This is a genomic window from Streptomyces purpurascens, from assembly GCF_045040895.1.
Classification (GTDB): domain Bacteria; phylum Actinomycetota; class Actinomycetes; order Streptomycetales; family Streptomycetaceae; genus Streptomyces; species Streptomyces purpurascens.
The window spans coordinates 5916898-5941735 of record NZ_CP108341.1; the positions used below are offsets into that span (position 1 = coordinate 5916898).

At 71.3% G+C, this 24838-nt stretch carries 25 protein-coding genes; 7 read left to right on the forward strand and 18 right to left on the reverse strand.

Annotated elements, in window-relative coordinates; translation table 11 throughout:
• Nucleotides 1–40: 40 nt before the first annotated feature.
• From OHU35_RS27120 to afsQ1, 4 genes are all read right to left on the reverse strand, one after another.
• Complete coding sequence (locus tag OHU35_RS27120) at nucleotides 41–625, reverse strand: VanZ family protein (RefSeq protein ID WP_189722880.1); 585 nt, start codon at nucleotides 623–625, stop codon at nucleotides 41–43.
• Nucleotides 626–723: 98 nt separating this feature from the next.
• On the reverse strand, nucleotides 724–1344 hold the full coding sequence (locus OHU35_RS27125; protein ID WP_359886915.1) for a hypothetical protein: 621 nt from the start codon (nucleotides 1342–1344) through the stop codon (nucleotides 724–726).
• Nucleotides 1344–2948: a HAMP domain-containing sensor histidine kinase gene (locus tag OHU35_RS27130; RefSeq protein ID WP_359886913.1), complete on the reverse strand. Its 1605-nt coding sequence runs from the start codon at nucleotides 2946–2948 to the stop codon at nucleotides 1344–1346. The genes OHU35_RS27125 and OHU35_RS27130 overlap by 1 nt, the downstream gene beginning before the upstream one ends.
• On the reverse strand, nucleotides 2945–3622 hold the full coding sequence (gene afsQ1 / locus OHU35_RS27135) for a two-component system response regulator AfsQ1 (RefSeq protein WP_097219620.1): 678 nt from the start codon (nucleotides 3620–3622) through the stop codon (nucleotides 2945–2947). The genes OHU35_RS27130 and afsQ1 overlap by 4 nt, the downstream gene beginning before the upstream one ends.
• Before the next feature lie 237 nt (nucleotides 3623–3859).
• On the opposite strand from afsQ1, the gene OHU35_RS27140 reads away from it, so the two are divergent.
• Nucleotides 3860–4600: a SigE family RNA polymerase sigma factor gene (locus OHU35_RS27140; RefSeq protein ID WP_189722883.1), complete on the forward strand. Its 741-nt coding sequence runs from the start codon at nucleotides 3860–3862 to the stop codon at nucleotides 4598–4600.
• A 215-nt stretch (nucleotides 4601–4815) separates the two neighbouring features.
• Here the strand turns inward: OHU35_RS27140 and OHU35_RS27145 are convergent, their stop codons facing one another.
• Nucleotides 4816–5520 carry a uridine kinase gene (locus OHU35_RS27145; RefSeq protein WP_372498748.1) on the reverse strand — a complete coding sequence of 235 codons (705 nt, stop codon included), beginning with the start codon at nucleotides 5518–5520 and terminating at the stop codon, nucleotides 4816–4818.
• A 56-nt stretch (nucleotides 5521–5576) separates the two neighbouring features.
• Here OHU35_RS27145 and OHU35_RS27150 point away from each other — a divergent pair, with 56 nt between their 5' ends.
• Nucleotides 5577–5972: a hypothetical protein gene (locus tag OHU35_RS27150; RefSeq protein WP_189722885.1), complete on the forward strand. Its 396-nt coding sequence runs from the start codon at nucleotides 5577–5579 to the stop codon at nucleotides 5970–5972.
• A 1-nt stretch (nucleotide 5973) separates the two neighbouring features.
• Here the strand turns inward: OHU35_RS27150 and OHU35_RS27155 are convergent, their stop codons facing one another.
• Both OHU35_RS27155 and OHU35_RS27160 read right to left on the reverse strand, forming a co-directional pair.
• Nucleotides 5974–7497, reverse strand: a complete 1524-nt coding sequence (locus OHU35_RS27155; protein ID WP_405507205.1) for a DHA2 family efflux MFS transporter permease subunit — start codon at nucleotides 7495–7497, stop codon at nucleotides 5974–5976.
• Nucleotides 7494–8090 carry an NADPH-dependent FMN reductase gene (locus OHU35_RS27160; RefSeq protein ID WP_405507207.1) on the reverse strand — a complete coding sequence of 199 codons (597 nt, stop codon included), beginning with the start codon at nucleotides 8088–8090 and terminating at the stop codon, nucleotides 7494–7496. Before OHU35_RS27160 ends, OHU35_RS27155 begins: the two co-directional genes overlap by 4 nt.
• Nucleotides 8091–8205: 115 nt before the next feature.
• Here OHU35_RS27160 and OHU35_RS27165 point away from each other — a divergent pair, with 115 nt between their 5' ends.
• Nucleotides 8206–8952 (forward strand): TetR/AcrR family transcriptional regulator, encoded by a 747-nt coding sequence (locus OHU35_RS27165; protein ID WP_189722888.1) that lies wholly within the window; start codon nucleotides 8206–8208, stop codon nucleotides 8950–8952.
• Nucleotides 8953–9027: 75 nt separating this feature from the next.
• Here OHU35_RS27165 and OHU35_RS27170 read toward each other — a convergent pair whose 3' ends face one another.
• From OHU35_RS27170 to deoC, 3 genes are read right to left on the reverse strand one after another with little or no spacing between them, the layout of a single operon-like run.
• Entirely contained in the window at nucleotides 9028–9912 is an 885-nt protein-coding gene (locus tag OHU35_RS27170) for an aldehyde dehydrogenase family protein (protein ID WP_405507209.1), read from the reverse strand.
• On the reverse strand, nucleotides 9905–11341 hold the full coding sequence (locus OHU35_RS27175) for an aldehyde dehydrogenase family protein (RefSeq protein ID WP_189722890.1): 1437 nt from the start codon (nucleotides 11339–11341) through the stop codon (nucleotides 9905–9907). The genes OHU35_RS27170 and OHU35_RS27175 overlap by 8 nt, the downstream gene beginning before the upstream one ends.
• A 20-nt stretch (nucleotides 11342–11361) precedes the next feature.
• Nucleotides 11362–12324 (reverse strand): deoxyribose-phosphate aldolase, encoded by a 963-nt coding sequence (gene deoC, locus OHU35_RS27180; RefSeq protein WP_189722891.1) that lies wholly within the window; start codon nucleotides 12322–12324, stop codon nucleotides 11362–11364.
• A gap of 155 nt (nucleotides 12325–12479) precedes the next feature.
• On the opposite strand from deoC, the gene OHU35_RS27185 reads away from it, so the two are divergent.
• Nucleotides 12480–13181: a PH domain-containing protein gene (locus OHU35_RS27185; protein WP_189722892.1), complete on the forward strand. Its 702-nt coding sequence runs from the start codon at nucleotides 12480–12482 to the stop codon at nucleotides 13179–13181.
• Nucleotides 13182–13285: 104 nt separating this feature from the next.
• On the opposite strand, the gene OHU35_RS27190 is transcribed toward OHU35_RS27185, so the two are convergent.
• From OHU35_RS27190 to OHU35_RS27200, 3 genes are all read right to left on the reverse strand, one after another.
• Nucleotides 13286–14950: a phospho-sugar mutase gene (locus OHU35_RS27190; RefSeq protein WP_405507212.1), complete on the reverse strand. Its 1665-nt coding sequence runs from the start codon at nucleotides 14948–14950 to the stop codon at nucleotides 13286–13288.
• Nucleotides 14951–15259: 309 nt separating this feature from the next.
• Complete coding sequence (locus OHU35_RS27195) at nucleotides 15260–16096, reverse strand: purine-nucleoside phosphorylase (protein WP_189722894.1); 837 nt, start codon at nucleotides 16094–16096, stop codon at nucleotides 15260–15262.
• A 91-nt stretch (nucleotides 16097–16187) separates the two neighbouring features.
• A complete protein-coding gene (locus tag OHU35_RS27200; RefSeq protein WP_189722895.1) occupies nucleotides 16188–16625 on the reverse strand; it encodes a gamma-glutamylcyclotransferase in 438 nt (145 codons plus the stop codon).
• A gap of 96 nt (nucleotides 16626–16721) precedes the next feature.
• On the opposite strand from OHU35_RS27200, the gene OHU35_RS27205 reads away from it, so the two are divergent.
• The gene (locus OHU35_RS27205) at nucleotides 16722–18170 is read left to right on the forward strand and encodes an NAD(P)H-quinone dehydrogenase (RefSeq protein WP_189722896.1); all 1449 of its coding nucleotides are present in this window, start codon (nucleotides 16722–16724) and stop codon (nucleotides 18168–18170) included.
• Nucleotides 18171–18335: 165 nt separating this feature from the next.
• Nucleotides 18336–19310 carry a DeoR/GlpR family DNA-binding transcription regulator gene (locus tag OHU35_RS27210; protein WP_405507213.1) on the forward strand — a complete coding sequence of 325 codons (975 nt, stop codon included), beginning with the start codon at nucleotides 18336–18338 and terminating at the stop codon, nucleotides 19308–19310.
• 205 nt (nucleotides 19311–19515) lie between these two features.
• On the opposite strand, the gene OHU35_RS27215 is transcribed toward OHU35_RS27210, so the two are convergent.
• Nucleotides 19516–21291, reverse strand: a complete 1776-nt coding sequence (locus tag OHU35_RS27215; RefSeq protein WP_189722898.1) for a biotin carboxylase N-terminal domain-containing protein — start codon at nucleotides 21289–21291, stop codon at nucleotides 19516–19518.
• A gap of 344 nt (nucleotides 21292–21635) precedes the next feature.
• Between OHU35_RS27215 and OHU35_RS27220 the strand changes: the two genes are divergently transcribed.
• Nucleotides 21636–22112 carry a hypothetical protein gene (locus OHU35_RS27220; RefSeq protein ID WP_189722899.1) on the forward strand — a complete coding sequence of 159 codons (477 nt, stop codon included), beginning with the start codon at nucleotides 21636–21638 and terminating at the stop codon, nucleotides 22110–22112.
• On the opposite strand, the gene OHU35_RS27225 is transcribed toward OHU35_RS27220, so the two are convergent.
• From OHU35_RS27225 to OHU35_RS27240, 4 genes are all read right to left on the reverse strand, one after another.
• On the reverse strand, nucleotides 22081–22701 hold the full coding sequence (locus OHU35_RS27225) for a nucleoside triphosphate pyrophosphatase (RefSeq protein ID WP_189722900.1): 621 nt from the start codon (nucleotides 22699–22701) through the stop codon (nucleotides 22081–22083). The genes OHU35_RS27220 and OHU35_RS27225 overlap by 32 nt on opposite strands.
• A gap of 27 nt (nucleotides 22702–22728) precedes the next feature.
• Nucleotides 22729–22857: a morphogenic membrane protein MmpB gene (gene mmpB / locus OHU35_RS27230; RefSeq protein WP_255961279.1), complete on the reverse strand. Its 129-nt coding sequence runs from the start codon at nucleotides 22855–22857 to the stop codon at nucleotides 22729–22731.
• Nucleotides 22858–22967: 110 nt separating this feature from the next.
• A complete protein-coding gene (locus OHU35_RS27235; protein ID WP_189722901.1) occupies nucleotides 22968–23177 on the reverse strand; it encodes an acyl-CoA carboxylase subunit epsilon in 210 nt (69 codons plus the stop codon).
• Between the two features lie 24 nt (nucleotides 23178–23201).
• On the reverse strand, nucleotides 23202–24806 hold the full coding sequence (locus OHU35_RS27240) for an acyl-CoA carboxylase subunit beta (protein WP_189722902.1): 1605 nt from the start codon (nucleotides 24804–24806) through the stop codon (nucleotides 23202–23204).
• Nucleotides 24807–24838 lie beyond the last annotated feature (32 nt).

Below are 24838 nucleotides of genomic sequence, written 5' to 3' on the forward strand. Positions count from 1 at the left end.
TGCGAGGTCTCTCGTCCGAGTACCCCATCTGCACTCCACGCTACGGAGACGAAGGGGGCAAAGCGTCGCTCCACGGGGCGATCCCGACCCTGGGAATCGTCGGGGTCCGACCCTGAGCCGGCTCCTCCGGGGCCAGGGGCGTGCGGGTCAGGGGCGCGATGGTGCGGCGGCGCAGCCAGGAGCGGCCCGCGGGGACGAGCGCGAGGTGCGCGAGGGCCACGCCCGCGGTGTTCAGGAACAGGGAGTCGACATCCACGACCTGACCGGGCACGCCGGTCTGCAACAGCTCGATGCCCAGCGACAGCAGCGCCCCGGCTGCGACGGTGCGCAGCAGGGACGCCAGAGGCGAGACCACCAGCCTGCCGCCCACCATCGGCAGCAGCACGCCCAGCGGGGCGAGCAGCGCCATCCCCTCGCCGATCCGGCGGGCCGCCCCCGGCCAGCCCAGGGCGAGATCGGCCCGGATGCCGTCGAACGGCCGCAGATTGGCGGGCATCACCCAGGGCACCTCCAAGGGCCGCAACGTGAACCAGGCGACGAACGCGAGGTGTGCGACGAGGAGGACACCTCCTGTCACACGGATGCGGAACTCGGCGCTGCCGCCGATGGAGCCATGACGCTGCACGCCCCCCTAGACGCGGCCTCCGGCAGGATCGGTTCCGGGATGCCCCCCGGGAGGCCTGTGAGGCGTGCGCCACAGCCCGGCGGAGACCGCCCCGGGCCTCACTCGCCGGCCACGTCCTTGGACGGCGGTTCCGTGCTGCCCGGGCGGGCCCGCACCTCGTCGGTGCACTCGTAGCGGCGCGGAGACTCGGGGCCGGGGCCGCCGAGGACCACGGAGCCGTCGCCCTCGGCGGCGGCGGAGTCGGAGAAGGTACAGACGATCTGTGCCAGGGCGTACGAGGTGAGGCTGTCCGGCGACACGCTCAGCCGCAGCGCGTCCTCCGGGTCGCCCTTCAGGGGCCCGCCCACGGTGATGCCGCCGCGAACGTCCGTGCTGTAGCCGGCCTCCTTCTCGGCGGGCGACGGGGGCTCGGCGAGCTGGTCCAGCAGGCCCTGCGCCACCAGCATGCGCCGCTCGGAGTCGGCCGCGCCGTCCGGGACCCGTACGGTCCGGTCGACGGTCACCAGCGAGGACCCGCACAGCAGGAACACCTGCACCGGCAGCCCCCGCGCGGTCTGCGTCGACACATCCGGCTCAGCCAGCGAACACTGCACCCGCGAGGGCGCGGGCCCGAAGTTCGTCGGCACCTCCGTGGCCCGGATCCCGCAGCCGGCCAGCAGGACGGCGAGCACGGGCAGGCCGGCCAGCCGGGCCAGGGCTCGTGGACGTCGGGTGGTCATCAGGCGTCCCCCTTCGAGTCCTCGGCCCGGCTCCGGTCGGCGTCCGGCCCGGGCTCCTCTTCGTCCTCGGCGGGCTGGTCCGCCGAGGCGGAGGTGCCGCGCGGGAGCCGCAGGGTGAACACCGCGCCCGAGTCGGCCGAGTTGGCCGCGGTGATCTCGCCGCCGTGGATGTGGGCGTTCTCCAGTGCGATGGACAGGCCCAGGCCGCTGCCCTCGGAGCGCGGCCGGGACGCGCTGGCCTTGTAGAACCGGTCGAAGACATGCGGCAGCACGTCCTCGGGGATGCCGGGCCCGTGGTCCCGCACCTCGATGACGAGCGAGTCGTCGTCCGCGCGGACGATGACCCGCACCGGGGAGCCGCCGTGCTTGAGGGCGTTGCCGATGAGGTTGGCCAGGATGACGTCGAGGCGGCGCGGATCAAGGCGGGCGTGGATACCGCGCTCGGCGTCCAGCTCGACCGCGTCCAGCCAGGCCCGGGCGTCGATGCACGCGGTGATCTGGTCGGCGATGTCGACGTCGTCCAGGACGAGCCGGGCGGTGCCCGCGTCGAAGCGGGTGACCTCCATCAGGTTCTCGACCAGGTCGTTCAGCCGCCGCGTCTCGCTGACCACCAGCCGCACGGCGGGCTCGATCATCGGGTCCATGCTCCCGGTCTCCGCCTCCAGCTCCTCCTCCAGCACCTCCGTCACGGCGGTGATGGCGGTGAGCGGCGTACGCAGCTCATGGCTCATGTCCGCGACGAACCGGCGGGACGCCTCGTCCCGCGCGGCCATGTCGGCGACCCGTTTCTCCAGCGCCTCGGCCGCGTTGTTGAACGTCCGGGACAGATCGGCGAGTTCGTCGGTGCCCGACACCCTGAGCCGGGTGTCCAGCTTGCCCTCGCCGAGCCGCCGCGCGGCCGTCCCGAGCCGCTGCACGGGCTTCAGCACCGTCGTCGCGGCGGCCTGCGCGAGCAGCGCCGAGCCGATCAGCGCGAGTCCCGTGGCGATTCCCAGCGACCAGGCGAGCGAGTTCAGATCCTTCGCCTCCGGTTCCAGCGACTTGAGCATGTAGCCGGTCGGGCCGCCGCCGATCACCCGCGTCCCGGCCACGAGATACGGCGTGTCGTGGTCTATGACCCTCTGCCAGTACAGGTGGTACGGGTGCTTGTTGGCCCCGTCGACCTTCTGCGTCTTGTTCACCGCCGTGCGCAGCGAGGCCGGCACGTCCCGCAGCGAGAAGCCGCTCAGCCCGCCGGAGCTGCCGTAGACGGTCCTGCCGTCGGCGTCGCGGGCGACCAGCAGCACGCTGAAGCGCTGGTCGCTGCCCGCCATCTGGCCCGCGGTGTGCTGCAACTCGTCCTGCGTCGGCCGCCCGGGCAGCGCGCCCGCCCGGTTCTGCATCTCCTGCTCGAAGTCGCGCAGCACGGCGTCCTGGGTGCGTGTGAGGACGGCCTCGCGGTTGAGCCAGTAGGCGATCCCGGACGCGGACACGGCGGCCGTCAGGGCCACCAGGCCGAAGACGACGACCAGCCTCAGCCGCAGGCTCGTGAAGCGCAGCCGCGACAGAGCTCCCTTGCGCGCCCCGGTCCAGCCGCGGGCCCCCCCTTGGTGCGCCTGTGTCACTGAGGCGCGTCCAGCCGGTAGCCGACACCCCGCACGGTACGGATCAGAGTCGGGGACGACGGCACGTCCTCGACCTTGGCGCGCAGCCGCTGGACACAGGCGTCCACGAGCCGCGAGTCACCCAGGTAGTCGTGCTCCCACACCAGCCGCAGCAGCTGCTGCCGGGACAGCGCCTGCCCCGGCCGACGGCTCAGCTCCAGCAGCAGCCGCAGCTCGGTCGGCGTGAGCTGGAGGTCCTCGCCGTTCTTGGTCACGGTCATCGCCGAGCGGTCGATGACGAGGCTGCCGAACGACGCCGCGTCGTTGGACTCCCGCTCGCCGCGCCGCAGCACGGCCCGGATCCGGGCGTCGAGCACACGCCCCTGCACCGGTTTGACGACATAGTCGTCGGCGCCGGACTCCAGCCCGACGACCACGTCGATGTCGTCATTGCGCGCGGTCAGCAGGATGATCGGCAACTGGTCCGTGCGCCGGATGCGCCGGCACACCTCGAACCCGTCGATGCCGGGCAGCATCACATCCAGCACGATCAGATCCGGCCGCTGCTCGCGCAGCAGCTTCAGACCGTCCTCACCACTGGCAGCGGTCGCCACGCGGTGACCCTGGCGCGTCAGTGAGAGCTCCAGGGCCGTCCGGATGGCGTCGTCGTCCTCGATCAGCAACAGGGAAGGCACGGGCTCATTCTGGCCCATGAGGGGGGCGGGGTTCGACCTGTGGGCCGAGATCATGCCCGCGCCTACCGCCGACGCCTGTGTACGAACCGTGGTCGGCCTGTGGCCGGGCCCTGTGACAGGCCTGTGACAGTCGGCGGACACGGCGATGAAAGTGCCGGGGCAAGCTTTTCGGCACAGGCAAGGAAGCCCGCCCGACCGGCGGGCCGCACACCGGAAGTCCACGACGGGGGGCGCGAGATGAACACGCTGCACGGCATCAGCACCAGCGCAGTGATCACGCGTCTGCACGACGTGCACCGGGGTTCCGAGAAGTCCGGTGCCGTGAGCGGGCGGGGGTGCGCTCGCGGCACCGGGCGTCAGCACACCGGTTACATGACGGTGGTCGACGCACGCACGGGGGACAAGGCTCACGGGGGAGCCGCGTACAGGGAGGACTCGGGGGAGCGCCGCTCGCTGTCGGAGGCGGAGTTCACCGCCTACGTCCAGGAGCGCCGCGCCTCCCTGTACGCCACTGCCTACCACCTCACCGGTGACCGCTTCGAGGCCGAGGACCTGCTGCAGAGCGCGCTGTTCTCGACCTACCGAGCGTGGGACCGGATCAGTGACAAGGCAGCGGTCGGCGGATACCTCCGCCGCACCATGACCAACCTGCACATCAGCGCGTGGCGCCGCCGCAAGCTGAACGAGTACCCGACCGAGGAACTGCCGGAGACCGCCGGTGACACGGACGCGATGCGCGGCACCGAGCTGCGCGCCGTCCTGTGGCAGGCGCTGGCCCGGCTGCCCGAACTCCAGCGGACGATGCTGGTCCTTCGTTACTACGAGGGCCGCACGGACCCGGAGATCGCGGAGATCCTCGACATCAGTGTCGGCACGGTGAAGTCCAGCATCTGGCGGTCGCTCCGCCGGCTGCGCGAGGACGAGGTCCTCAGCTTCGGCCGTGACGAGGAAGACGCCTTCGGCGAGCTCGTGGCCTGAAGGTCTGGGGGGGAGCACCACAAGGGGGCCCACGGGGGACTGTGGAGACGCTGGGGGGCGTCTCCTCAGGAGAGTGGGGACACGGGGGAACGAGGGGGAGGAAACGGGGGAGCACCACGGGGGAACACAGGAGCGGGACTGGAGGGCCGGGGGGTCCGTCCAGTCCCGCTTTTCCGTTCCCGCGTCTTACGCCGCCCGTCCGGCGTCGTCGCCGCTCAGGCCGCCGTACGGAGACTCGCGCACCGGCCCGCCGCAGCAGCCGCCAGCCGGCCCATCGCCTCGTCGCGGTCGCAGGCGTACGCGCCCAGCGCGGTCTGGCGGGCGACGATCGAGCGCTCCTGCCGCATCAGGCGCCAGCCGCGGCGCAGCAGGAACGGCACCGACTTGCGGCCCTCCTTCAGATCCCGCAGGAAGCGGCGGCGGAACGTCTTCACCGGGCCGCGGCTCAGGCACAGCGCGTCGGCCAGGAGGCCGAGTTCCCGGCAGCGCGTGACGATCTCCGCGGCGAAGATGCCCTCCGCGAGGAACAGCGGGGTCCGTCCGATCTCGACCGTCTCCTCGCCGGTGCGGGCGCTGAGCGAGAGGTCGTAGACGGGGACGGCCGTACGGCCCGTGCGGCACAGCTGGGTGATCGCGGTGACGGCCGTGTCCGCGTCCCAGGAGTCCGGATGGTCCCAGTCGATGTCCGAACTCCCCTCCACCGAAGGCAGAGTCGGGTCGTCGCCCTCCTTGTAGAAGTCGTCGAGCCGCAGCACCGGAAGGCCGGAGCGGGCCGCGAGGAGGGACTTGCCGGAGCCGGAAGGGCCGCAGAGCAGCACGACTCGCGTAGGTATGGGCAGAGGGGAACTCACGGGACACCAGTGTGAGGCATCCATCGGGGACCGTACGACCCCGCGGGTCGCCTTTGATGCGCGCGTCACATCTCAACTACCCTTCGTGTCGTTCCGATTACCCAAAGCGTCAAGAGGTGGCAGTGATGGCCCGACACGACTCACCCAAGAAGCCGACCGTCCAGCGTGCCCTGGCCGTCCTCGCGACCGCGGGAGTGGCGCTGGGGGCGGGGGCGGGGGCGGCCGCGGCGGGCACCGGCTCGGTCCTGGACGTGGTGCACACCTCCCTGGGGAAGACCGACCCCCGGGCCGGTCTCCAGGCCGCGAGCGACACCCTCGCCTACGCCACCGGCACGGTCACCGGCCTCAAGCCCAATCCCCTCGCCGGCACGGGAGTCGACCCGCTCGACAACAGCGTCGGCACCGAGGTCGCCGACTTCAGGCCGATGGCGTCCCGGGAGGTGACGGGGCCGGTGGCTCAGGCCCCGTCGGTCGGGGGCATTCCGGTGGTGGAGCAGGTGACCGCGCCGCTCTCGCGGTAACTCAGCGGCCCCGCAGCGGGACCTCCCGGACCAGCCAGGACACCGCGAACGCCACGGCGCACAGGACGGCCGTGCCGAGCGCGACACCGTGTAGTCCGTCCACCACGCCCGCCCGGAAGGCGTGCCGGACCGGCTCCGGCAGGTCCCGCAGCGCCTCGGGGGTCAGCTCACCGCCCGTCAGCCGGGCGCCCTCGGCGCCGAGCCGGTCCGTGACCGCGGCCGTGAGCCGGCCGGTGTAGACGGAGCCGAGGACGGCGACGCCGAGCGAGCCGCCGATGGTGCGCAGCAACGTCTGGGTGCCACTGGCCGCGCCCATGTCGCGTGGTTCCGCGCTGTTCATCGTGATGAGCATCGTCGGCTGCATCAGACAGCCGATGCCCACGCCCAGCACCAGCGTCAGGCCGGAGGCGACCGGCGCCGTCGTGGTCGTGCCGAGCGTCAGCAGGGCCAGCGCCCCCGCCGAGGCCAGCGCACCGCCCGCGATGGGGTAGCCGCGGTACCGCCCGCCGTCGCCGACCCGCCGGCCGATGACGAGCTGGGCGGCGATCATGCCCAGCATCAGCGGAAGCAGCAGCAGTCCGCTCTCGGTGGACGACATGTCCCGTACGAACTGCAGGTACTGGGGCAGATAGCTCGCCGCCGCCAGCATGGCCGCGCCCGTGACGAAGCTGAGCACCTGCGCCACGGAGAAGTTGCGGTCGCGGAACAGCCGGGGCGGGATCACCGGTTCCGGGGCGCGCCGCTCGACCCGTACGAAGGCGGCCAGTGCGACCGCGGAGACCAGGGCGAGCCCGAGGATCTGCGGCGAGGACCAGGCGTACGTCGTCCCGGCCCAGCTCGCGAGGAGGGTCAGGGCGAGGATCGCGCCGGTCAGCAGCCCGGCTCCGGCCAGGTCGATCCGGGCCTTGACCCGGGCGGCCCGCAGCCGCACCCCGAAACCGATCAGGGCGAGCGTCACCGCGCCGACCGGGACGTTGACGTAGAACACCCAGCGCCAGTCGAGCTGGTCGGTGAGGAAGCCGCCGGCCAGTGGTCCGCCGATCATCGCGGCGGGCAGCAGCACCCCGATCAGCGACTGGGCCCGCCCGGCCTCCGCCGGGGTGAGCAGGGTGCCGATGAGGGCGAGCGCGCCCACGAAGAGGCCGCCCGCGCCGATGCCCTGAAAGGCCCGGAAGGCGATCAACTGCCCCATGTCCTGGGCGAGTCCGCAGAGCACGGAACCGGCGAGGAACACGGTGATGGAGGTGAGGTAGCTGCCCTTGTGGCCGTACAGGTCGCCGAGTTTCCCCCAGATCGGGGTGGTGACGGCGGTGGTGAGCAGATAGGCCGTGATCACCCAGGACAGGTGGTCGAGGCCGCCCAGGTCGCCGACGATGGTGGGCAGCGCGGTGCCGACGACGGTTCCGTCGAGCGTGGCGAGCACGATGCCGAGCAGCAGGCCGAGGACGACGAGCCGGGAGGGCGGGGCGTCCGGCCGGGCCGGATGTGCCGTGCTCGCGGGCGAGGCCGTGGTCTCCCCGGTCATGCGACGTAGTCGCGGACGGACTTGGCGTCCCGCAGGGCGTGGCCCCACCAGGCGAGCTGGTCGAGCAGGGCCTTCGCGGCCGTGTCGGCGGCGGGTTCCGTGCAGATGCCGTCCTCGTCGAAGCGGCTCCAGGCGTTGTGGAAGCTGACGGTGTTGCGGATGGTCGTGGCGTTCACCTCGGCCATGACGACCCGTAGCTGCTCCACCGCGCGCAGACCGCCGGACAGGCCGCCGTAGGAGACGAAGCCGACCGGCTTGCCGTGCCATTCCTCGCCGTGCCAGTCGATCGCGTTCTTCAGGGACGCCGGGAAGCTGTGGTTGTACTCGGGTGTGACGAGGACGAAGGCGTCGGCCGCCGCGAGCCGTGGGGACACGAGGGCCAGTTGCTCCTCGGTGCCGGGCGGCGGCTGCCGGCCGAAGGCCGGGAACACCGTCGGCAGCGGCGTCTGAGCGAGGTCGACGACATCGGCGCGCAGGTCGTCGCGCTGGTCGAGGTGGCCGGTCAGCCACTTGGTCACGACCGGCGCGAAGCGTCCCTCCCGGGTCGAGCCAACGAGGACGGCGACGTGGAGCGGTTCGGTGGTGGCGGGCATGGGTCTCCCCCTGGATGTGTACAGCGTATCTTCAGTGCGTACAACGTACACAGCGATGTGTACGACGTCTACTGGAGATACGCTGTACACGACATTCGACCGGGAGGAGCGGACCATGGCGGTCGCGAAGAAGAAGGAGGGCGAGGAGAGCGGGGCGGAGGCGCCCTCCCTCTGGGAGCGCATGGAGCGGCCCGCTCCGGCCCCTCGCACCTCACTGACCCTGGAGCGGATCGCCGCCGCCGCGGTCGAGATCGCCGACGAGGAGGGCGGCGCGGCCGTCACCATGCGCCGTCTCGCCACGAAGCTCGGCGTCGCGCCCATGGCCGCCTACCGGCACGTCAACGGCAAGGACGACCTCTGGGCGCTCATGATCGACCGGGTGTCCCGGGAGCTGACCGTGCCGGACGGGGCGACGGACTGGCGGGACGTGCTGCGCTCCTACGCCCTCCAGACACGGGAGCTGATGCTCGCCCACCCGTGGATGGCCGTCATGCCCACGCCGGTGATCACGCTGACGCCGTCGCGGATGGCCGTGGCGGAACGGCAGTTGGCCGCGCTCGCCGTCTGCGGCCTGGACGCCGACTCGGTGATGGCCGCCTTCCGGGCCGTCACCTCCTTCGTGCACGGGTCCGCCCAGTCCGAGATCGCCGTGCGGGAGTACCAGGAACGGCACGGCTGGACCAGCGGCGACGAGACCCGCCGGGCGCTCGCCCCGCAGATGGTCTACCTGATGAGCACGGGCCGCTATCCGGCGTACGAGCAGTACGCCCTCAGCGCGGCCCGCAAGGACGACCGGGCCTGGGAGTTCGCGTTCGGGCTCGACTGCGTGCTGGACGGCATCGCGCGGCGGCTCGGGATCTGAGCGAGGCCGCCTACGGAGAAGCCCCGGCCCTCCTGGACGGAGGAGGGCCGGGGCTTCCGTACCGGAAGAGTGCGTCTAGTACGAGGAACCCGACGCGCCCAGTGACCCCGTGGGGTGCCAGACCGTTTTCGTCTCCAGGAACGCCGTCATGCGGTCGGTGCCCGGGGTCTCCGCGTAATCCACAGGCTGTGGACGGAGAACGCGCTTGAGGTTGTCGGCCGCCGCGATCTCCAGTTCCTTCGCGAGGACCTCGTCGGCGCCCGCGAGGTCGATCGCGTTGACGTCCTGGTGGGAGGCGAGCGGGGTCGCGATCTCCGCCGTGCGGCCCGAGAGGACGTTGACCACACCGCCGGGGACGTCCGAGGTGGCCAGCACCTCGGCCAGGGACAGGGCGGGCAGCGGGGACTTCTCGCTCGCCACCACGATCGCCGTGTTGCCGGTCGCGATCACCGGGGCGAGGACCGACACCAGGCCCAGGAAGGACGACTCCTGCGGGGCCAGCACCGCGACCACGCCCGTCGGCTCGGGAGAGGACAGGTTGAAGAACGGGCCCGCCACCGGGTTGCCGCCGCCGACCACCTGGGCGATCTTGTCGGTCCAGCCCGCGTACCAGACCCAGCGGTCGATCGTCGCGTCCACGACCGCCGCCGCCTTGGACTTCGACAGGCCCTCGGCGTCGGCCACCTCACGCGTGAACTGGTCGCGGCGGCCCTCCAGCATCTCGGCGACGCGGTAGAGGACCTGGCCGCGGTTGTACGCCGTCGCCCCGGACCAGGCGCCGAACGCCTTGCGGGCCGCGACCACGGCGTCCCGGGCGTCCTTGCGGGAGGACAGGGGCGCGTTCGCCAGCCACTTGCCCTTGGAGTCCGTCACCTCGTACACCCGGCCGCTCTCGGAACGCGGGAACTTCCCGCCGACGTACAGCTTGTAGGTCTTCAGGACGTTGAGCCGATCAGACATCGAGGTACGCCTCCAGGCCGTGGCGGCCGCCCTCGCGGCCGAAGCCCGACTCCTTGTACCCGCCGAACGGCGAGGTCGGGTCGAACTTGTTGAACGTGTTGGACCAGACGACACCCGCGCGGAGCTTGTTCGCGACCGCCAGGATGCGCGAGCCCTTCTCCGTCCAGATGCCGGCGGAGAGGCCGTACTGCGTGTTGTTGGCCTTGGCGACCGCCTCGTCCGGCGTGCGGAAGGTCAGGACCGACAGCACCGGGCCGAAGATCTCGTCGCGGGCGATCCGGTGCGCCTGGGTGACGTTCGTGAAGAGCGTCGGGGCGAACCAGTAGCCGCTCTCCGGAAGTTCGCAGGCCGGCGACCAGCGCTCGGCGCCCTCCGCCTCGCCCTGCTCGACGAGGGAGGTGATGCGCGTGAGCTGCTCCTCGGAGTTGATCGCTCCGATGTCCGTGTTCTTGTCGAGCGGGTCGCCGAGCCGGAGCGTCGACAGGCGGCGCTTGAGGGAATCGAGCAGCTCGTCCTGGATCGACTCCTGGACCAGGAGACGGCTGCCGGCGCAGCAGACCTGGCCCTGGTTGAAGAAGATGCCGTTCACGATGCCCTCGACGGCCTGGTCGATCGGGGCGTCGTCGAAGACGATGTTGGCGCCCTTGCCGCCCAGTTCCAGCGTGAGCTTCTTGCGGGTGCCGGCGACCGTGCGCGCGATCTGCTTGCCGACGGCCGTGGAGCCGGTGAAGGCGACCTTGTTCACGTCCGGGTGGCCCACCAGCGCGGCGCCCGTGTCGCCGTAGCCGGGGAGGATGTTGACGACGCCCTTGGGGAGACCGGCCTGGCGGCAGATGTCCGCGAAGAAGAGCGCCGAGAGGGGGGTCGTCTCGGCGGGCTTCAGGACGACCGTGTTGCCCGTCGCGAGTGCCGGGGCGATCTTCCACGCCAGCATCAGGAGCGGGAAGTTCCAGGGGATGACCTGGCCCGCCACTCCGAGCGGCTTCGGGTTCGCGCCGTAGCCGGCGTGGTCGAGCTTGTCGGCCCAGCCCGCGTAGTAGAAGAAGTGCGCGGCGACCAGGGGCAGGTCGGCGTCGCGGGTCTCCTTGATCGGCTTGCCGTTGTCGAGCGTTTCGAGGACGGCGAGTTCGCGGGAGCGCTCCTGGATGATGCGGGCGATGCGGAAGAGGTACTTCGCGCGCTCCGCGCCCGGGAGGGCCGACCACTTCTCGAAGGCCTTGCGGGCGGCCTGTACGGCGCGGTCCACGTCCGCCTCGCCCGCCTGGGCGATCTCGGAGAGGACCTCCTCGGAGGAGGGGCTGACCGTCTTGAAGACCTTGCCGTCGGCCGCCTCGGTGAACTCACCGTCGATGAACAGGCCGTACGAGGGCGCGATGTCGACGACCGCGCGGGACTCGGGGGCAGGGGCGTATTCGAATGCGGGTGCCACGTTTTCCCTCTTCATGGGGCTCAGTCCACCGTCACGTAGTCGGGGCCGGAGTAGCGGCCGGTGGCCAGCTTCTGGCGCTGCATCAGCAGGTCGTTCAGCAGCGAGGAGGCGCCGAAGCGGAACCAGTGGTTGTCCAGCCAGTCCTCGCCCGCGGTCTCGTTGACCAGGACCAGGAACTTGATGGCGTCCTTCGACGTGCGGATGCCGCCGGCCGGCTTCACGCCGACCTGGATGCCGGTCTGCGCACGGAAGTCACGCACCGCCTCCAGCATGAGCAGCGTGTTCGCCGGGGTCGCGTTGACGGCGACCTTGCCGGTGGACGTCTTGATGAAGTCCGCGCCCGCCAGCATCCCGAGCCAGCTCGCGCGGCGGATGTTGTCGTACGTGGACAGCTCGCCCGTCTCGAAGATGACCTTCAGGCGCGCGGAGGTACCGCAGGCCTCCCGTACGGCGGTGATCTCGTCGTACACCTTCAGGTACCGGCCCGCGAGGAACGCGCCGCGGTCGATGACCATGTCGATCTCGTCGGCGCCCGCGGCGACGGCCTCGCGGACGTCGGCCAGCTTGATGGTGAGCGGGGCGCGGCCCGCCGGGAACGACGTGGCGACGGAGGCGACCTTCACGTCGGAGCCGGCAACGGCCTCCTTGGCCACGGCCACCATGTCGGGATACACGCAGACCGCCGCCGTGCTGGGCGTCGAACGGTCGGTCGGGTCGGGCTTGACCGCCTTGGCGCCGAGCGCCCGGACCTTGCCCGGGGTGTCCGCGCCTTCCAGCGTCGTCAGATCGACCATCGAGATGGCGAGGTCGATGGCGTACGCCTTCGCGGTCGTCTTGATCGAGCGCGTACCGAGGGAGGCCGCACGTCCCTCGAGTCCGACCGCGTCGACGCCGGGGAGCCCGTGGAGGAAGCGGCGCAGCGCGCTGTCGGACGCGGTGACGTCCTTGAGGGGGTGAGCTGCGGTGAGTGCAGAACTGGGCATGGTCACCAGACGAGCATATCTACGCGCGTAGCGGCTGTACAGCCCCCGGGTTGTCTTGGGTGGGGAGGCGGTGGAGCGGACGGCTGTGGGTGGGGTGCGGTGGACTGAGCCGGGGTGCCGGGGGTGAGGGTGTCGGCGTCCGGCAGAATCGAGGTATGACGAGCCCCGAGTCCCAGTCGCCCGCGCCGCAGCCGGAGCCCGAGTCCAAGGACCGGGTCTACCGGTCGGTCCCGGCCATCGCCGGTGGCGTGCTGCTGCTCGCCATCGCCGGGTGGCTCGGCATCGACGCGCTCGTCTCGGGGGAGGGGCGCACGCAGTGGCTGGCGCTCGCGCTGATGCTGCTCATCGTGCCGCTCGTCGTCGCCTTCACCCTGCGGCCCGCCGTGTACGCCGGCGACGACCGGCTGCGGATCCGCAACCCCTTCCGCGTCATCGCGCTGCCCTGGGGGCAGGTCGCCTCGCTGAAGTCCGCCTACTCGAACGAGGTCCTCACCGAGTCCGGCGCCAAGTACCAGCTGTGGGCCGTCCCCGTGTCGCTGCGCGCCCGCAAGAAGGCCGCGCGGCGTGAGATGCGGGCGACCGCGCAGGCACGGCGGACCATGGGGCGGGACGAGGGGCGTGGCAGCGCGCTCGGGATGCGTGCGGGGCTGGGGCAGGGCCTCGGTGGTGGTCCGGAGCCCGAGGGGCCCGCGCGTGCGGAGACCGACCAGGTCATGGACGAGCTGCGGGGGCTGCACGAGGCGCGGCACCGGGCGGAGACGGCGCAGGGTGAGGTGACCGTGCGGTGGGCCTATGAGGTGGTGGGGCCGGCGGTTGCCGGGGTGGTGCTCGTCGCGATTCTGCTGGCTGTGGGGTAGAGCGGTTCGGCCGGCCGTGGGCGGAGCGACTCGGCCGGCTTCGGGGTGGGGCGTGGTGGCGGTCGACCTGGGGTGCCCTGGTCGGGGCACCCCTTTTCGTCTGGTCAGATGCCCGCTGCCTTCGACAGGTCGCGCTTGATCGACTCCAGTAGCGTCGTCGCCTTCGCGCGGGCCGCGGGGAGGTCGGTGTGTGACGCGACCGGGATCACGACCTCCAGGTAGCACTTCAGCTTCGGCTCCGTGCCGCTCGGGCGGACGATCACCCGGGCGCCGTCGAGCGTGTAGCGCAGGCCGTCGGTGGGCGGGAGGCTTTCCGTGCCCTGGGTGAGGTCGTCGGTGCGGGTGATGGGCAGGCCGGCGAGTTCGGTCGGGGGCTGTTCGCGCAGGCGGCGCATCGCGGCGGCGATGAGGGAGAGGTCCTCGACGCGGACCGACAACTGGTCCGTGGCGTGCAGGCCGTGTTCCACGGCCAGGTCGTCGAGGAGATCGAGGAGGGTGCGGCCTTCCGACTTGAGCCGCGACGCCAGTTCCGTGATCAGGAGGGCGGCCGTGATGCCGTCCTTGTCGCGTACGCCGTCGGGGTCCACGCAGTAGCCCAGGGCCTCTTCGTAGCCGTAGCGCAGGCCCTCGGCGCGGGCGATCCACTTGAAGCCGGTGAGGGTCTCGACGTGGGGGAGGCCCGCCTTCTCGGCGATACGGCCGAGGAGGGAGGACGAGACGATCGACTCCGCGAACGTGCCGGTCGCTCCGCGGTGGACCAGGTGGGCGGCGAGGAGGGCGCCGACCTCGTCGCCGCGGAGCATGCGCCAGTCGGTGTCGGCGGCGGCGGTGTCGTTGCCGTTTCCGTCGCCGTCTCGTACTGCGACGGCGCAGCGGTCCGCGTCCGGGTCGTTGGCGATGATCAGGTCGGGGGTGGTTTCGCGGGCGGTGGCGAAGGCCAGGTCCATCGCGCCGGGTTCCTCCGGGTTGGGGAACGCGACGGTCGGGAAGTCCGGGTCTGGGTCGGCCTGTTCCGTGACGAGGGCCGGCGTCGGGAAGCCTGCGCGGGCGAAGGCCGCGAGGAGGACGTCCTTGCCTACGCCGTGCATCGCCGTGTACACCGTGCGGGCCGTGCGGGGGGAGTCCTTGGCCAGGACGGCGTCGGTGCGGGCGAGGTAGGCGTCGAGGACGCTGTCGTCGAGGGTGTCCCAGCCGAGGGTGGGGCGGGGGACGGTGGTGAGGGACTGGATGGCGGCGATCTCTGCCGCGATGTCGATGTCGGCTGGGGGGACGATCTGGGAGCCGTCGCCCAGGTAGACCTTGTAGCCGTTGTCGCGGGGTGGGTTGTGGCTGGCGGTGACCTCTACGCCGGCGACCGCGCCGAGGTGCCGTATGGCGAAGGCGAGGACGGGGGTGGGGAGGGGGCGGGGGAGGACCGCGGCGCGGAGGCCGGCGCCGGTCATGACGGCAGCGGTGTCCAGGGCGAAGTCGACTGACTTGTGGCGGGCGTCGTAGCCGATGACGACCAGGCCGTTGTCGTGGCCCTGCTTCTTGAGGTACGCGGCGAGGCCCGCGGCGGCGCGGATGACGACCGAGCGGTTCATGCGCATGGGGCCGGCGCCGAGTTCGCCGCGGAGGCCGGCGGTGCCGAACTGGAGGGTGCCGGTGAAGCGGGCGGCGAGTTCGGTGTGGTCCTGGGCGTCGATGAGGCGGGCGAGCTCGGTGCGGGTGTCCGGGTCGGGGTCCTCGGTGAGCCACGCCTGGGCCTGTGCGATGAGTTCGTCGTGCACGGTCGGGGTCAGCCTCTCGGTTGTCGGGGGTGCGCGTAGCGCCTTGCGCCGGGTGGTGGGTCGGGGCCGTGTCGGGGGGTGTCCGTCCTCGGAACGGCGCGATGGGGTCGGATACCGACTAACCGTCCGTTGACGCGCCAACCAGCTGCGGGCGGACACCCCCCGACACGTCCCCTTCCGTGAGCCGGCGGGTGCGGGTCCGCTCAGCTGCGGGCAATCGTGCCGCTAAGGGCGGCACGGGTGGGCGCAGCGGCACCCCGTTTCCGCCGGGCTGCGGACCCACCCGGCTCCAGCATCGACGCCGGGTGCTTACAGGCGTCCCAGGACCTGGGCGAGCAGGGAACCCATCCTCGTCGCGGAGTCGCGTCCGGCCTGGAGGACCTCCTCGTGGTTGAGGGGCTCTCCCGTCATGCCCGCCGCGAGATTGGTCACCAGGGAGATGCCGAGAACCTCTGCACCCGCCTCCCGCGCGGCGATCGCCTCGAGGACCGTCGACATGCCCACCAGGTCCGCGCCGATGACGCGGGCCATGCGGATCTCGGCCGGAGTCTCGTAGTGCGGGCCGGGGAACTGGGCGTAGACGCCCTCCTCCAGGGTGGGGTCGACCTCCTTGCACAGGGCGCGCAGGCGCGGGGAGTAGAGGTCGGTGAGGTCGACGAAGTTGGCGCCGATGATGGGGGAGGTCGCCGTGAGGTTGATGTGGTCGCTGATCAGGACCGGCTGGCCGGGGCGCATGCCCTCGCGCAGGCCGCCGCAGCCGTTGGTGAGGACGATCGTCTTGCAGCCGGCCGAGACGGCGGTGCGGACGCCGTGGGCGACGGCGGCCACGCCGCGGCCCTCGTAGTAGTGCGTGCGGCCGAGGAAGACCAGGGCGCGCTTGTCGCCGATCTTGTACGAGCGGATCTTGCCTCCGTGGCCCTCGACCGCCGGGGGCGGGAAGCCGGGCAGCTCGGTGACCTGGAACTCGGCGTCGGGGGCGCCCAGGGCGTCCACGGCCGGGGCCCAGCCGGAGCCCATCACGAGGGCGACGTCGTGGGTCTCGGCGCCCGTGAGTTCGCGCAGGCGGGCCGCGGCGGCGTCGGCGGAGGCCCTGGGGTCGATCGGGGCGGCGCCCTGGATGTCGTCCGGAAGAAGAGATGCGTTCACGCCGACGAGGGTAGCCGGTGAATGCCTACGCGCGTAGATGGTGGAGCCAACGGGGTGGCGATCGTTGTCTTGTCGTTTCCGACGATGTGGCTCAGCAGGGGCGCTTGCGGAGTTCCATCACGTAGTCGTGCGGGGCCCCCGCCGATTCGGCGGCGTCGGCGATCTCGCCCAGGTAGCGGGCGGAGGGGAGGCCGCCCTCGTAGGCGTTGAGGGCGTAGGACCAGGCCGGCTCGTCGCCCTCCAGGGTGTGGACCCGTACGCGTGTGCGCCGGTAGATCTCCAGGCCCACGCCCTCCCAGCGGTCCATCGAGTCCTCGTCCATGGGGGCGATGTCGTACAGGGAGACGAAGACCTGGGAGGTGGGGTCCTCGACGATCGTCGGCAGGGCGCCCTCCCAGCCCATGTGCTCGCCCCCGAAGGTCAGCCGCCACCCGTTCAGCCAGCCGGTGGCGCGCAGCGGCGAGTGCGGGGCGCGGCGGGACATCAGCCGCGCGTCGAGGTTGCCGGCGTACGCGGCGTAGAGCGACATGGGGGAAGGGTACGGCAGGCGGACTCGCGTCACTCGCGTAACGGAGCCGCATCGCGGCGGGCCCCCGGGCGGTATCGCGTTGAGGGGTGCGGGACAATGGAGTACGTGACTCGGATCGTGATCATCGGTGGCGGACCCGGCGGATACGAAGCGGCGCTGGTGGCCGCTCAACTCGGCGCGGAGGTGACCGTCGTCGATTGCGACGGTCTGGGCGGGGCGTCGGTGCTCACCGACTGCGTACCGTCGAAGACTCTGATCGCGACGGCCGAGGTGATGACCACCTTCGACTCGTCGTACGAGGAGCTGGGGATCATCGTCGCCGACGACACCCCGCCCATGGAGCAGTCCGCCCGGGTGGTGGGGGTCGACCTGGGGAAGGTCAACCGGCGTGTGAAGCGGCTCGCGCTCGCCCAGTCGCACGACATCGCCGCCTCCGTGACGCGTGCCGGGGCGCGTGTCATGCGCGGGCGCGGGCGGCTGGAGGGCATGCAGGCGCTCGACGGGTCGCGGAAGGTCGTGGTGCGCGCCGCTGACGGGAGTGAAGAGACTCTTACGGCTGATGCGGTGCTCATCGCCACCGGTGGGCATCCGCGCGAGCTGCCCGATGCCCTGCCGGATGGTGAGCGGATCCTGAACTGGACCCAGGTGTACGACCTGAACGAGCTCCCCGAGGAGCTGATCGTGGTCGGGTCGGGTGTGACCGGTGCCGAGTTCGCGGGTGCCTACCAGGCGCTGGGCTCGAGGGTGACGCTCGTGTCGTCGCGGGACCGCGTTCTGCCGGGCGAGGACCCGGACGCGGCCGCCGTGCTGGAGGACGTCTTCCGGCGGCGCGGCATGAACGTCATGGGGCGTACCCGGGCGCAGTCCGCCAAGCGGGTCGGGGACCGGGTCGAGGTGACCCTCTCCGACGGGCGCGTCATCACCGGGTCGCACTGCCTGATGGCCGTCGGTGCCGTGCCCAACAGCGCGGGCATGGGGCTGGAGGACGCCGGGGTCAGGCTGCGCGAGTCGGGTCACATCTGGACCGACAAGGTGTCGCGCACGACCGCTCCGGGCGTCTACGCGGCCGGTGACGTGACCGGTGTGTTCGCGCTCGCGTCCGTCGCCGCCATGCAGGGGCGGATCGCGATGTACCACTTCCTCGGCGACGCCGTGGCCCCGCTGAACCTGAAGACCGTGTCGTCGAACGTCTTCACCGACCCGGAGATCGCCACGGTCGGCTACACCCAGGCCGATGTCGACGGCGGGAAGATCGACGCCCGGGTCGTGAAGCTGCCGCTGCTGCGCAACCCGCGCGCCAAGATGCAGGGCATCCGCGACGGCTTCGTCAAGATCTTCTGCCGCCCGGGCACCGGGATCGTGGTCGGTGGCGTCGTCGTGGCGCCGCGGGCCTCGGAACTGATCCACCCGATCTCGATCGCGGTCGACAACAATCTGACCGTCGAGCAGATCGCGAACGCCTTCACCGTCTACCCCTCGCTGTCGGGCTCGATCGCCGAGGTGGCACGGCAGTTGCACACGCGCAAGGAGACCGGCGAGGGCTGAGGCCGAAACCGGCTCCTCGCTGGTCACGGGGAGTATTCGACCATGTGTGTGGCATAGGCGGCGGGACTAGGCCCTATACCACTTCCCGCTGCTCCGTGCGAACATCTTCTGCTATTCAGCGCAAACTGCTGAAAGCAGACGGTCGCTGGCGTTACTGTCAGTTTCGTGTTCGCTGCAGAACGTCGCCAATTGATCCTCGAAATGGTGCGAGCGAACGGGGCCGTGTCGCTCCGTGAGCTCGCCCGCGTCGTCCAGACCTCCGAAGTGACCGTACGGCGGGACGTGCGCGCGCTGGAGGCAGAAGGACTCCTCGACCGCCGGCACGGCGGTGCGGTACTGCCGGGCGGTTTCACGCGGGAGTCCGGCTTTCCGCAGAAATCCCATCTCGCGACCGCCGAGAAGACCGCCATCGCCGACCTCGCCGCGAACCTCGTGGAAGAGGGCGAGGCGATCGTGGTCGGGGCGGGTACGACGACCCAGGAGCTGGCGCGCCGGCTCGCCCGGGTGCCCGGACTGACCGTCGTCACCAACTCGCTGCTGGTGGCGCAGGCATTGGCCCACGCCAACCGGGTCGAGGTCGTGATGACCGGCGGTACGCTCCGCGGTTCGAACTACGCCCTGGTCGGCAGTGGTGCCGAGCAGTCCCTGCACGGGCTGCGGGTGTCGCGGGCCTTCCTGTCCGGGAGCGGTCTGACCGCGGAGCGCGGGCTGTCCACGTCCAACATGCTGTCGGCGTCCGTCGACCGGGCGCTGGTGCAGGCGGCCGCGGAGGTCGTGGTCCTCGCCGACCATACGAAGCTCGGGACGGACACGATGTTCCAGACCGTGCCGACGGATCTCATCACTCGCCTTGTGACGGATGAGCCGCCCGCCCATGACGACCGTGCGGCCACCGAGCTTCAGGCGCTTGCCGACCAGGGTGTGCAGATCGCCGTGGCCGGGGGGCAAGGGGGGGCGGCGGGGGCGGCCGGGCCGGGGGGTGACGCGGTCCCGGCTCGCCAGCAGCGTCGGGACGTGCCGTTGCCCGGGCCTCGGCGTCAGGTTCCTGGTGCGGGGGGTGGGTTGCGGTCCGCCGCGATGCTGGGGGAGCAGGGGGCTGGGGCGGAGCGGGCTCGGGTCGCGGATCTGCGGCGGCGGTAGGGAGCCGGGTGGGTCGGTCCAGTTGCTGTGAGGTACCGGGCACCCGGCGTTGGTGCTGGGGGTGGGTGGGTCCGCAGCCCGGCTGAGCGGGGTGCCGCTGCGCCCACCCGTGCCGCCCTTAGCGGCACGATTGCCCGCAGCTCAGCGGACCCCCCGACACGTCCCCGACCCACCACCCGCCGGGTGGTGGGTCGGGGACGTTGCCTCAGTCCTTGATTTCGCAGATGGCCGCGCCGGACGTGACCGACGCGCCGATTTCCGCGCTCAGGCCCTTGATCGTGCCCGACCTGTGGGCGTTGAGGGGCTGCTCCATCTTCATCGCCTCGAGGACGACGACCAGGTCGCCCTCCTTGACCTCCTGGCCCTCCTCGACGGCCACCTTGACGATGGTGCCCTGCATGGGAGAGGCGAGGGTGTCGCCGGAGGCGACGGGGCCCGACTTCTTCGCCGCGCGGCGCTTGGGCTTGGCGCCCGCCGCCAGGCCCGTACGGGCCAGGGACATGCCCAGCGAGGCCGGGAGGGAGACCTCCAGGCGCTTGCCGCCCACCTCGACGACGACCGTCTCGCGGTCCAGCTCCTCCTCCGCCTCCGTGGCGTCGGCCGGAGCGGCGAAGGGCTTGATCTCGTTGACGAACTCCGTCTCGATCCAGCGGGTGTGAACCGTGAACGGGTCGGACGAGCCGGTGAGCTCGGGGGCGAACGCCGGGTCCTTCACCACCGCACGGTGGAACGGGATCGCCGTCGCCATGCCCTCGACCTGGAACTCCTCCAGCGCGCGGGCGGCCCGCTGCAGGGCCTCCGCGCGGGTGCGGCCGGTGACGATCAGCTTGGCCAGCAGGGAGTCCCACGCCGGGCCGATGACCGAGCCGGACTCCACGCCCGCGTCCAGGCGGACACCCGGGCCGGCCGGCGGGTCGAACCTCGTGACCGTGCCGGGGGCCGGGAGGAAGTTGCGGCCCGGGTCCTCGCCGTTGATGCGGAACTCGAAGGAGTGGCCGCGCAGCGCCGGGTCGTCGTAGCCGAGGGCCTCGCCGTCGGCGATGCGGAACATCTCGCGGACGAGGTCGATGCCGGCGACCTCCTCGGTGACCGGGTGCTCCACCTGGAGACGGGTGTTGACCTCAAGGAAGGAGATCGTGCCGTCGAGGCCGACGAGGAACTCGACCGTGCCGGCGCCGACGTAGCCGGCCTCCTTCAGGATCGCCTTGGAGGCCGAGTACAGCTCCTCCACCTGCGCGTCGGACAGGAAGGGGGCGGGGGCCTCCTCGACCAGCTTCTGGTGCCGGCGCTGGAGCGAGCAGTCACGGGTGGAGACCACGACGACGTTGCCGTGCTGGTCGGCCAGGCACTGGGTCTCCACGTGCCGCGGCTTGTCCAGGTAGCGCTCGACGAAGCACTCGCCACGCCCGAAGGCCGCGACCGCCTCGCGCACCGCCGAGTCGTACAGCTCGGGCACCTCTTCGAGCGTGCGCGCGACCTTCAGGCCGCGACCGCCGCCGCCGAAGGCCGCCTTGATGGCGATCGGCAGACCGTGCTGCTCGGCGAAGGCGACGACCTCGTCGGCGCCGGAGACCGGGTCGGGCGTGCCCGCCACCAGCGGGGCGCCCGCGCGCTGCGCGATGTGCCGGGCGGCGACCTTGTCACCGAGGTCGCGGATGGCCTGCGGGGGCGGGCCGATCCAGATCAGGTCCGCGTCCAGGACCGCCTGGGCGAAGTCCGCGTTCTCGGAGAGAAAGCCGTAGCCGGGGTGGATGGCGTCCGCGCCCGACTCCCGCGCGGCCTTCAGCACCTTCTCGATGTCGAGATAGCTGGTGCCCGGGGTGTCACCGCCCAGGGCGAACGCCTCATCCGCGGCGCGGACATGCAGAGCGTCCCGATCCGGGTCGGCGTAGACGGCCACGCTCGCGATGCCGGCATCCCGGCAGGCCCGGGCCACGCGGACAGCGATTTCGCCACGGTTGGCGATGAGCACCTTGCGCACGATGAGGCTCCCTCCTTGAAACAAGCCGAGTTTAGGGACTGCCGACACGGCACTTCGACCCGTCCCCAGTGGTGAGCTTGCCCACACGGAGCGTGATGCGAGGCTCGCTCGACCCGCGAAATCCCTTGTCGCACCGCGGTACGCAGCACTCCTGCGGGAAACCCTAGCCGTCCCTTGTGGTCAAGGTCTCTGTCATCACGTGCTGCGGGCCACTCCGTTTCTTTGTGGAGTCCCTACGAATGGCCCAATGATTCTTTGCCCGCCGCTGAACCCTTGTCCCAGGGTTTACCTGTCAGTAGCGTTCGCGATGTCTCGAACGTACTAGGGGTAAGAGGGTGGGCCCGGTGGTGCGCAGGCCGGTGGCGTGGGTCGTGGCGGTGGTGCTGTTCGGTGAGGCGTTCGGCATCGCCGCGCTGAACTGGTTCCTCGGAGTCGTCGTCGACCGGCAGGACATGTCCCTGGCCGGGCTCGATCCGCACATGATGTCGGTGTCGTCGAAGATCGGCGGGATCGCCTTCGGCCTCTACTTCGCGCTGTGCGGCCTGGTCGCCCTGCTCGTGGCGCTGCGGGACCGCCCACCGGCGGGCGTCGGGCGCGTGCTGCTGATCAGCGCGGCGGTCGTGCACGGGCTGCTGGGCGCCTTCACCTGGGGTCTCGTCGGCTGGCCCGCGTTCCTCTTCATGATGCTGGTGCTCGGCCTGGTCGTCCTGCTGCTGATGACGTACGACCGCCCGGCCGAGCCCGCCGACGCCGCGCCCCGGGCCGGGACCGGCGGCGACGGGTCCCCGGTCACTGCTCCGCCGGCGCCCACAACTCCGTGATGCCGACGCCCAGGTCGGCGAGGAGCCGCCGGACCAGGGGCAGGCTGATGCCGATCACGTTGCCGTGGTCGCCGTCGATGCCGTTGATGAACGGGGCCGAGCGGCCGTCCAGGGTGAAGGCCCCGGCGACGTAGAGGGGTTCGCCGGAGGCGACGTAGGAGGCGATCTCCTCGTCCGTGGGGTCGCCGAAGTGGACCACGGTGGACGCGGTGGCGGAGACGTAGCGGCCGGTGAGCGTGTCGTAGACGCAGTGGCCGGTCTGGAGGGTGCCGGCGCGGCCGCGCATCGACTTCCAGCGGGCCGTGGCCTCCTCGGCGTCCGCGGGCTTGCCGAGGGCCTGGCCGTCCAGGTCGAGCACCGAGTCGCAGCCGATCACGAGCGCGCCCTTGGTCTCCGGCCGGGCCGCCACGACGGAGGCCTTCGCCTCGGCGAGGGCGAGCGCCAGTTCGGCGGGGGTGGGGGCGGTGACGGCGTCCTCGTCGACGCCGCTCACGATCACCTCGGGGGTGAGTCCGGCCTGGCGGAGCAGTCCCAGCCGGGCGGGGGACTGGGAGGCGAGGACGAGTCGCCTGCGGCGCTGAGCAGTCATGCGGTCAGGTTAGTCGGCGAGGCCGACTCACCTCACGCCGATCACGAGCATCGCCACGAACATGGCCAACGCCATGAGAACGCCCAGCCGCCGAAGCATGTCCTGCATGTCGCGGAGTTCTTTCGGCGGCTCGTTCTCGGGGTCGGACCACAACATGAGTCCAGCGTGCGGCTTGACGGAGCGGGGCGCCTGAGTAGGGGTACTCAAATCGGCGCCCCGCGTTGTTCCGCCGTGCGCGGTTCCCCGCGCCCCTGAGGGCCAGAGTGCTAGCCCGGCCAGTAGGTGCGGCCCCAGGCCGTCGGGCCCGGCTGGGGCAGGCGGTGGGACGCGATGCGGGACGGGTCGGACCAGGAGTCGCGGGGGGCCGGTGCGCCGGGCGGTGTGTCTGCCGCCGCCGCGGCGCGGGCCCTGACCACCGCCAGTGCGGCGGCCAGCTCCTCCGGGGTCGGGTTGCCCCGTACGACCTTGATCGTCATGTGGGCCTCCTGGGCTCGCCGGTGCTAGAGGGGGATGTTGCCGTGCTTCTTCGGAGGCAGGGATTCCCGCTTCGTGCGCAGTTGACGCAGACCCCGTACGACATGGCAGCGGGTGTCGGACGGCATGATCACCGCGTCGACGTAGCCGCGCTCGGCCGCGACGTAGGGGTTGAGCAGGGCGTCCTCGTACTCCTGGATCAGCCGGGCCCGGACCGCCTCGAGATCCTCGCCGTTGGCCTCCGCCTCGGCGATCGTGCGGCGGTGCAGGATGTTGACCGCGCCCTGGGCGCCCATGACGGCGATCTGGGCGGTGGGCCAGGCGAGGTTGAGGTCGGCGCCCAGGTGCTTGGAGCCCATGACGTCGTAGGCGCCGCCGAAGGCCTTGCGCGTGATGATCGTGATGAGCGGGACGGTGGCCTCGGCGTAGGCGTAGATCAGCTTGGCGCCGCGGCGGATGATGCCGTCGTGCTCCTGGTCGACGCCGGGCAGGAAGCCGGGGACGTCCACGAAGGTGATGACCGGGACGTTGAAGGCGTCGCAGGTGCGCACGAAGCGGGCCGCCTTCTCGGAGGCGGTGATGTCCAGGCAGCCGGCGAACTGCATCGGCTGGTTGGCGACGATGCCGACGGGGTGGCCCTCGACCCGGCCGAAGCCGGTGACGATGTTCGGCGCGTACAGCGGCTGCGTCTCGAAGAACTCGGCGTCGTCCAGGACGTGCTCGATCACCGCGTGCATGTCGTACGGCTGGTTCGCGCTGTCCGGGACGATGGCGTCCAGCTCGCGGTCCTCGTCGGTGATGTCGAGGTCGGCCTCCTCCGCGAAGACCGGCGGCTCGGAGAGGTTGTTGGACGGCAGGTACGACAGCAGCTGCTTGACGTACTCGATGGCGTCCTTCTCGTCCCCGGCCATGTGGTGGGCCACGCCCGAGGTCGCGTTGTGGGTGCGGGCTCCGCCGAGCTCCTCGAAGCCGACGTCCTCGCCGGTGACCGTCTTGATGACGTCGGGCCCGGTGATGAACATGTGCGAGGTCTGGTCGACCATGACCGTGAAGTCGGTGATGGCCGGGGAGTAGACGGCCCCGCCCGCACACGGGCCTACGACCAGGCTGATCTGCGGGATCACGCCGGAGGCGTGGGTGTTGCGGCGGAAGATCTCGCCATAGGCGCCGAGCGAGGCGACGCCCTCCTGGATCCTGGCCCCGCCGGAGTCATTGATGCCGATGACCGGGCAGCCGGTCTTCAGGGCGAAGTCCATGACCTTGACGATCTTCTGGCCGTAGACCTCGCCGAGCGCCCCGCCGAAGACCGTGAAGTCCTGCGAGAAGACGGCGACGGGGCGGCCGTCGACGGTGCCGTACCCGGTGACGACGCCGTCGCCGTACGGGCGGTTCTGGTCCAGTCCGAAGTTGGTGGACCGGTGCCGGGCGAACTCGTCCAGCTCGACGAAGGAGGCTTCGTCCAGGAGGAGTTCGATCCGCTCACGGGCCGTCAGTTTGCCCTTGGCGTGCTGCTTCTCGACGGCGCGTGCGGAGCCGGCGTGCGTCGCTTCCTCGATGCGGCGCTGAAGATCCGCGAGCTTGCCCGCGGTCGTGTGGATGTCGGGCTGCTGCAGCTCTTCCGGCTCGGACATCGGGATGCGGCTCCCTGCCTGCTCAAAAGGGG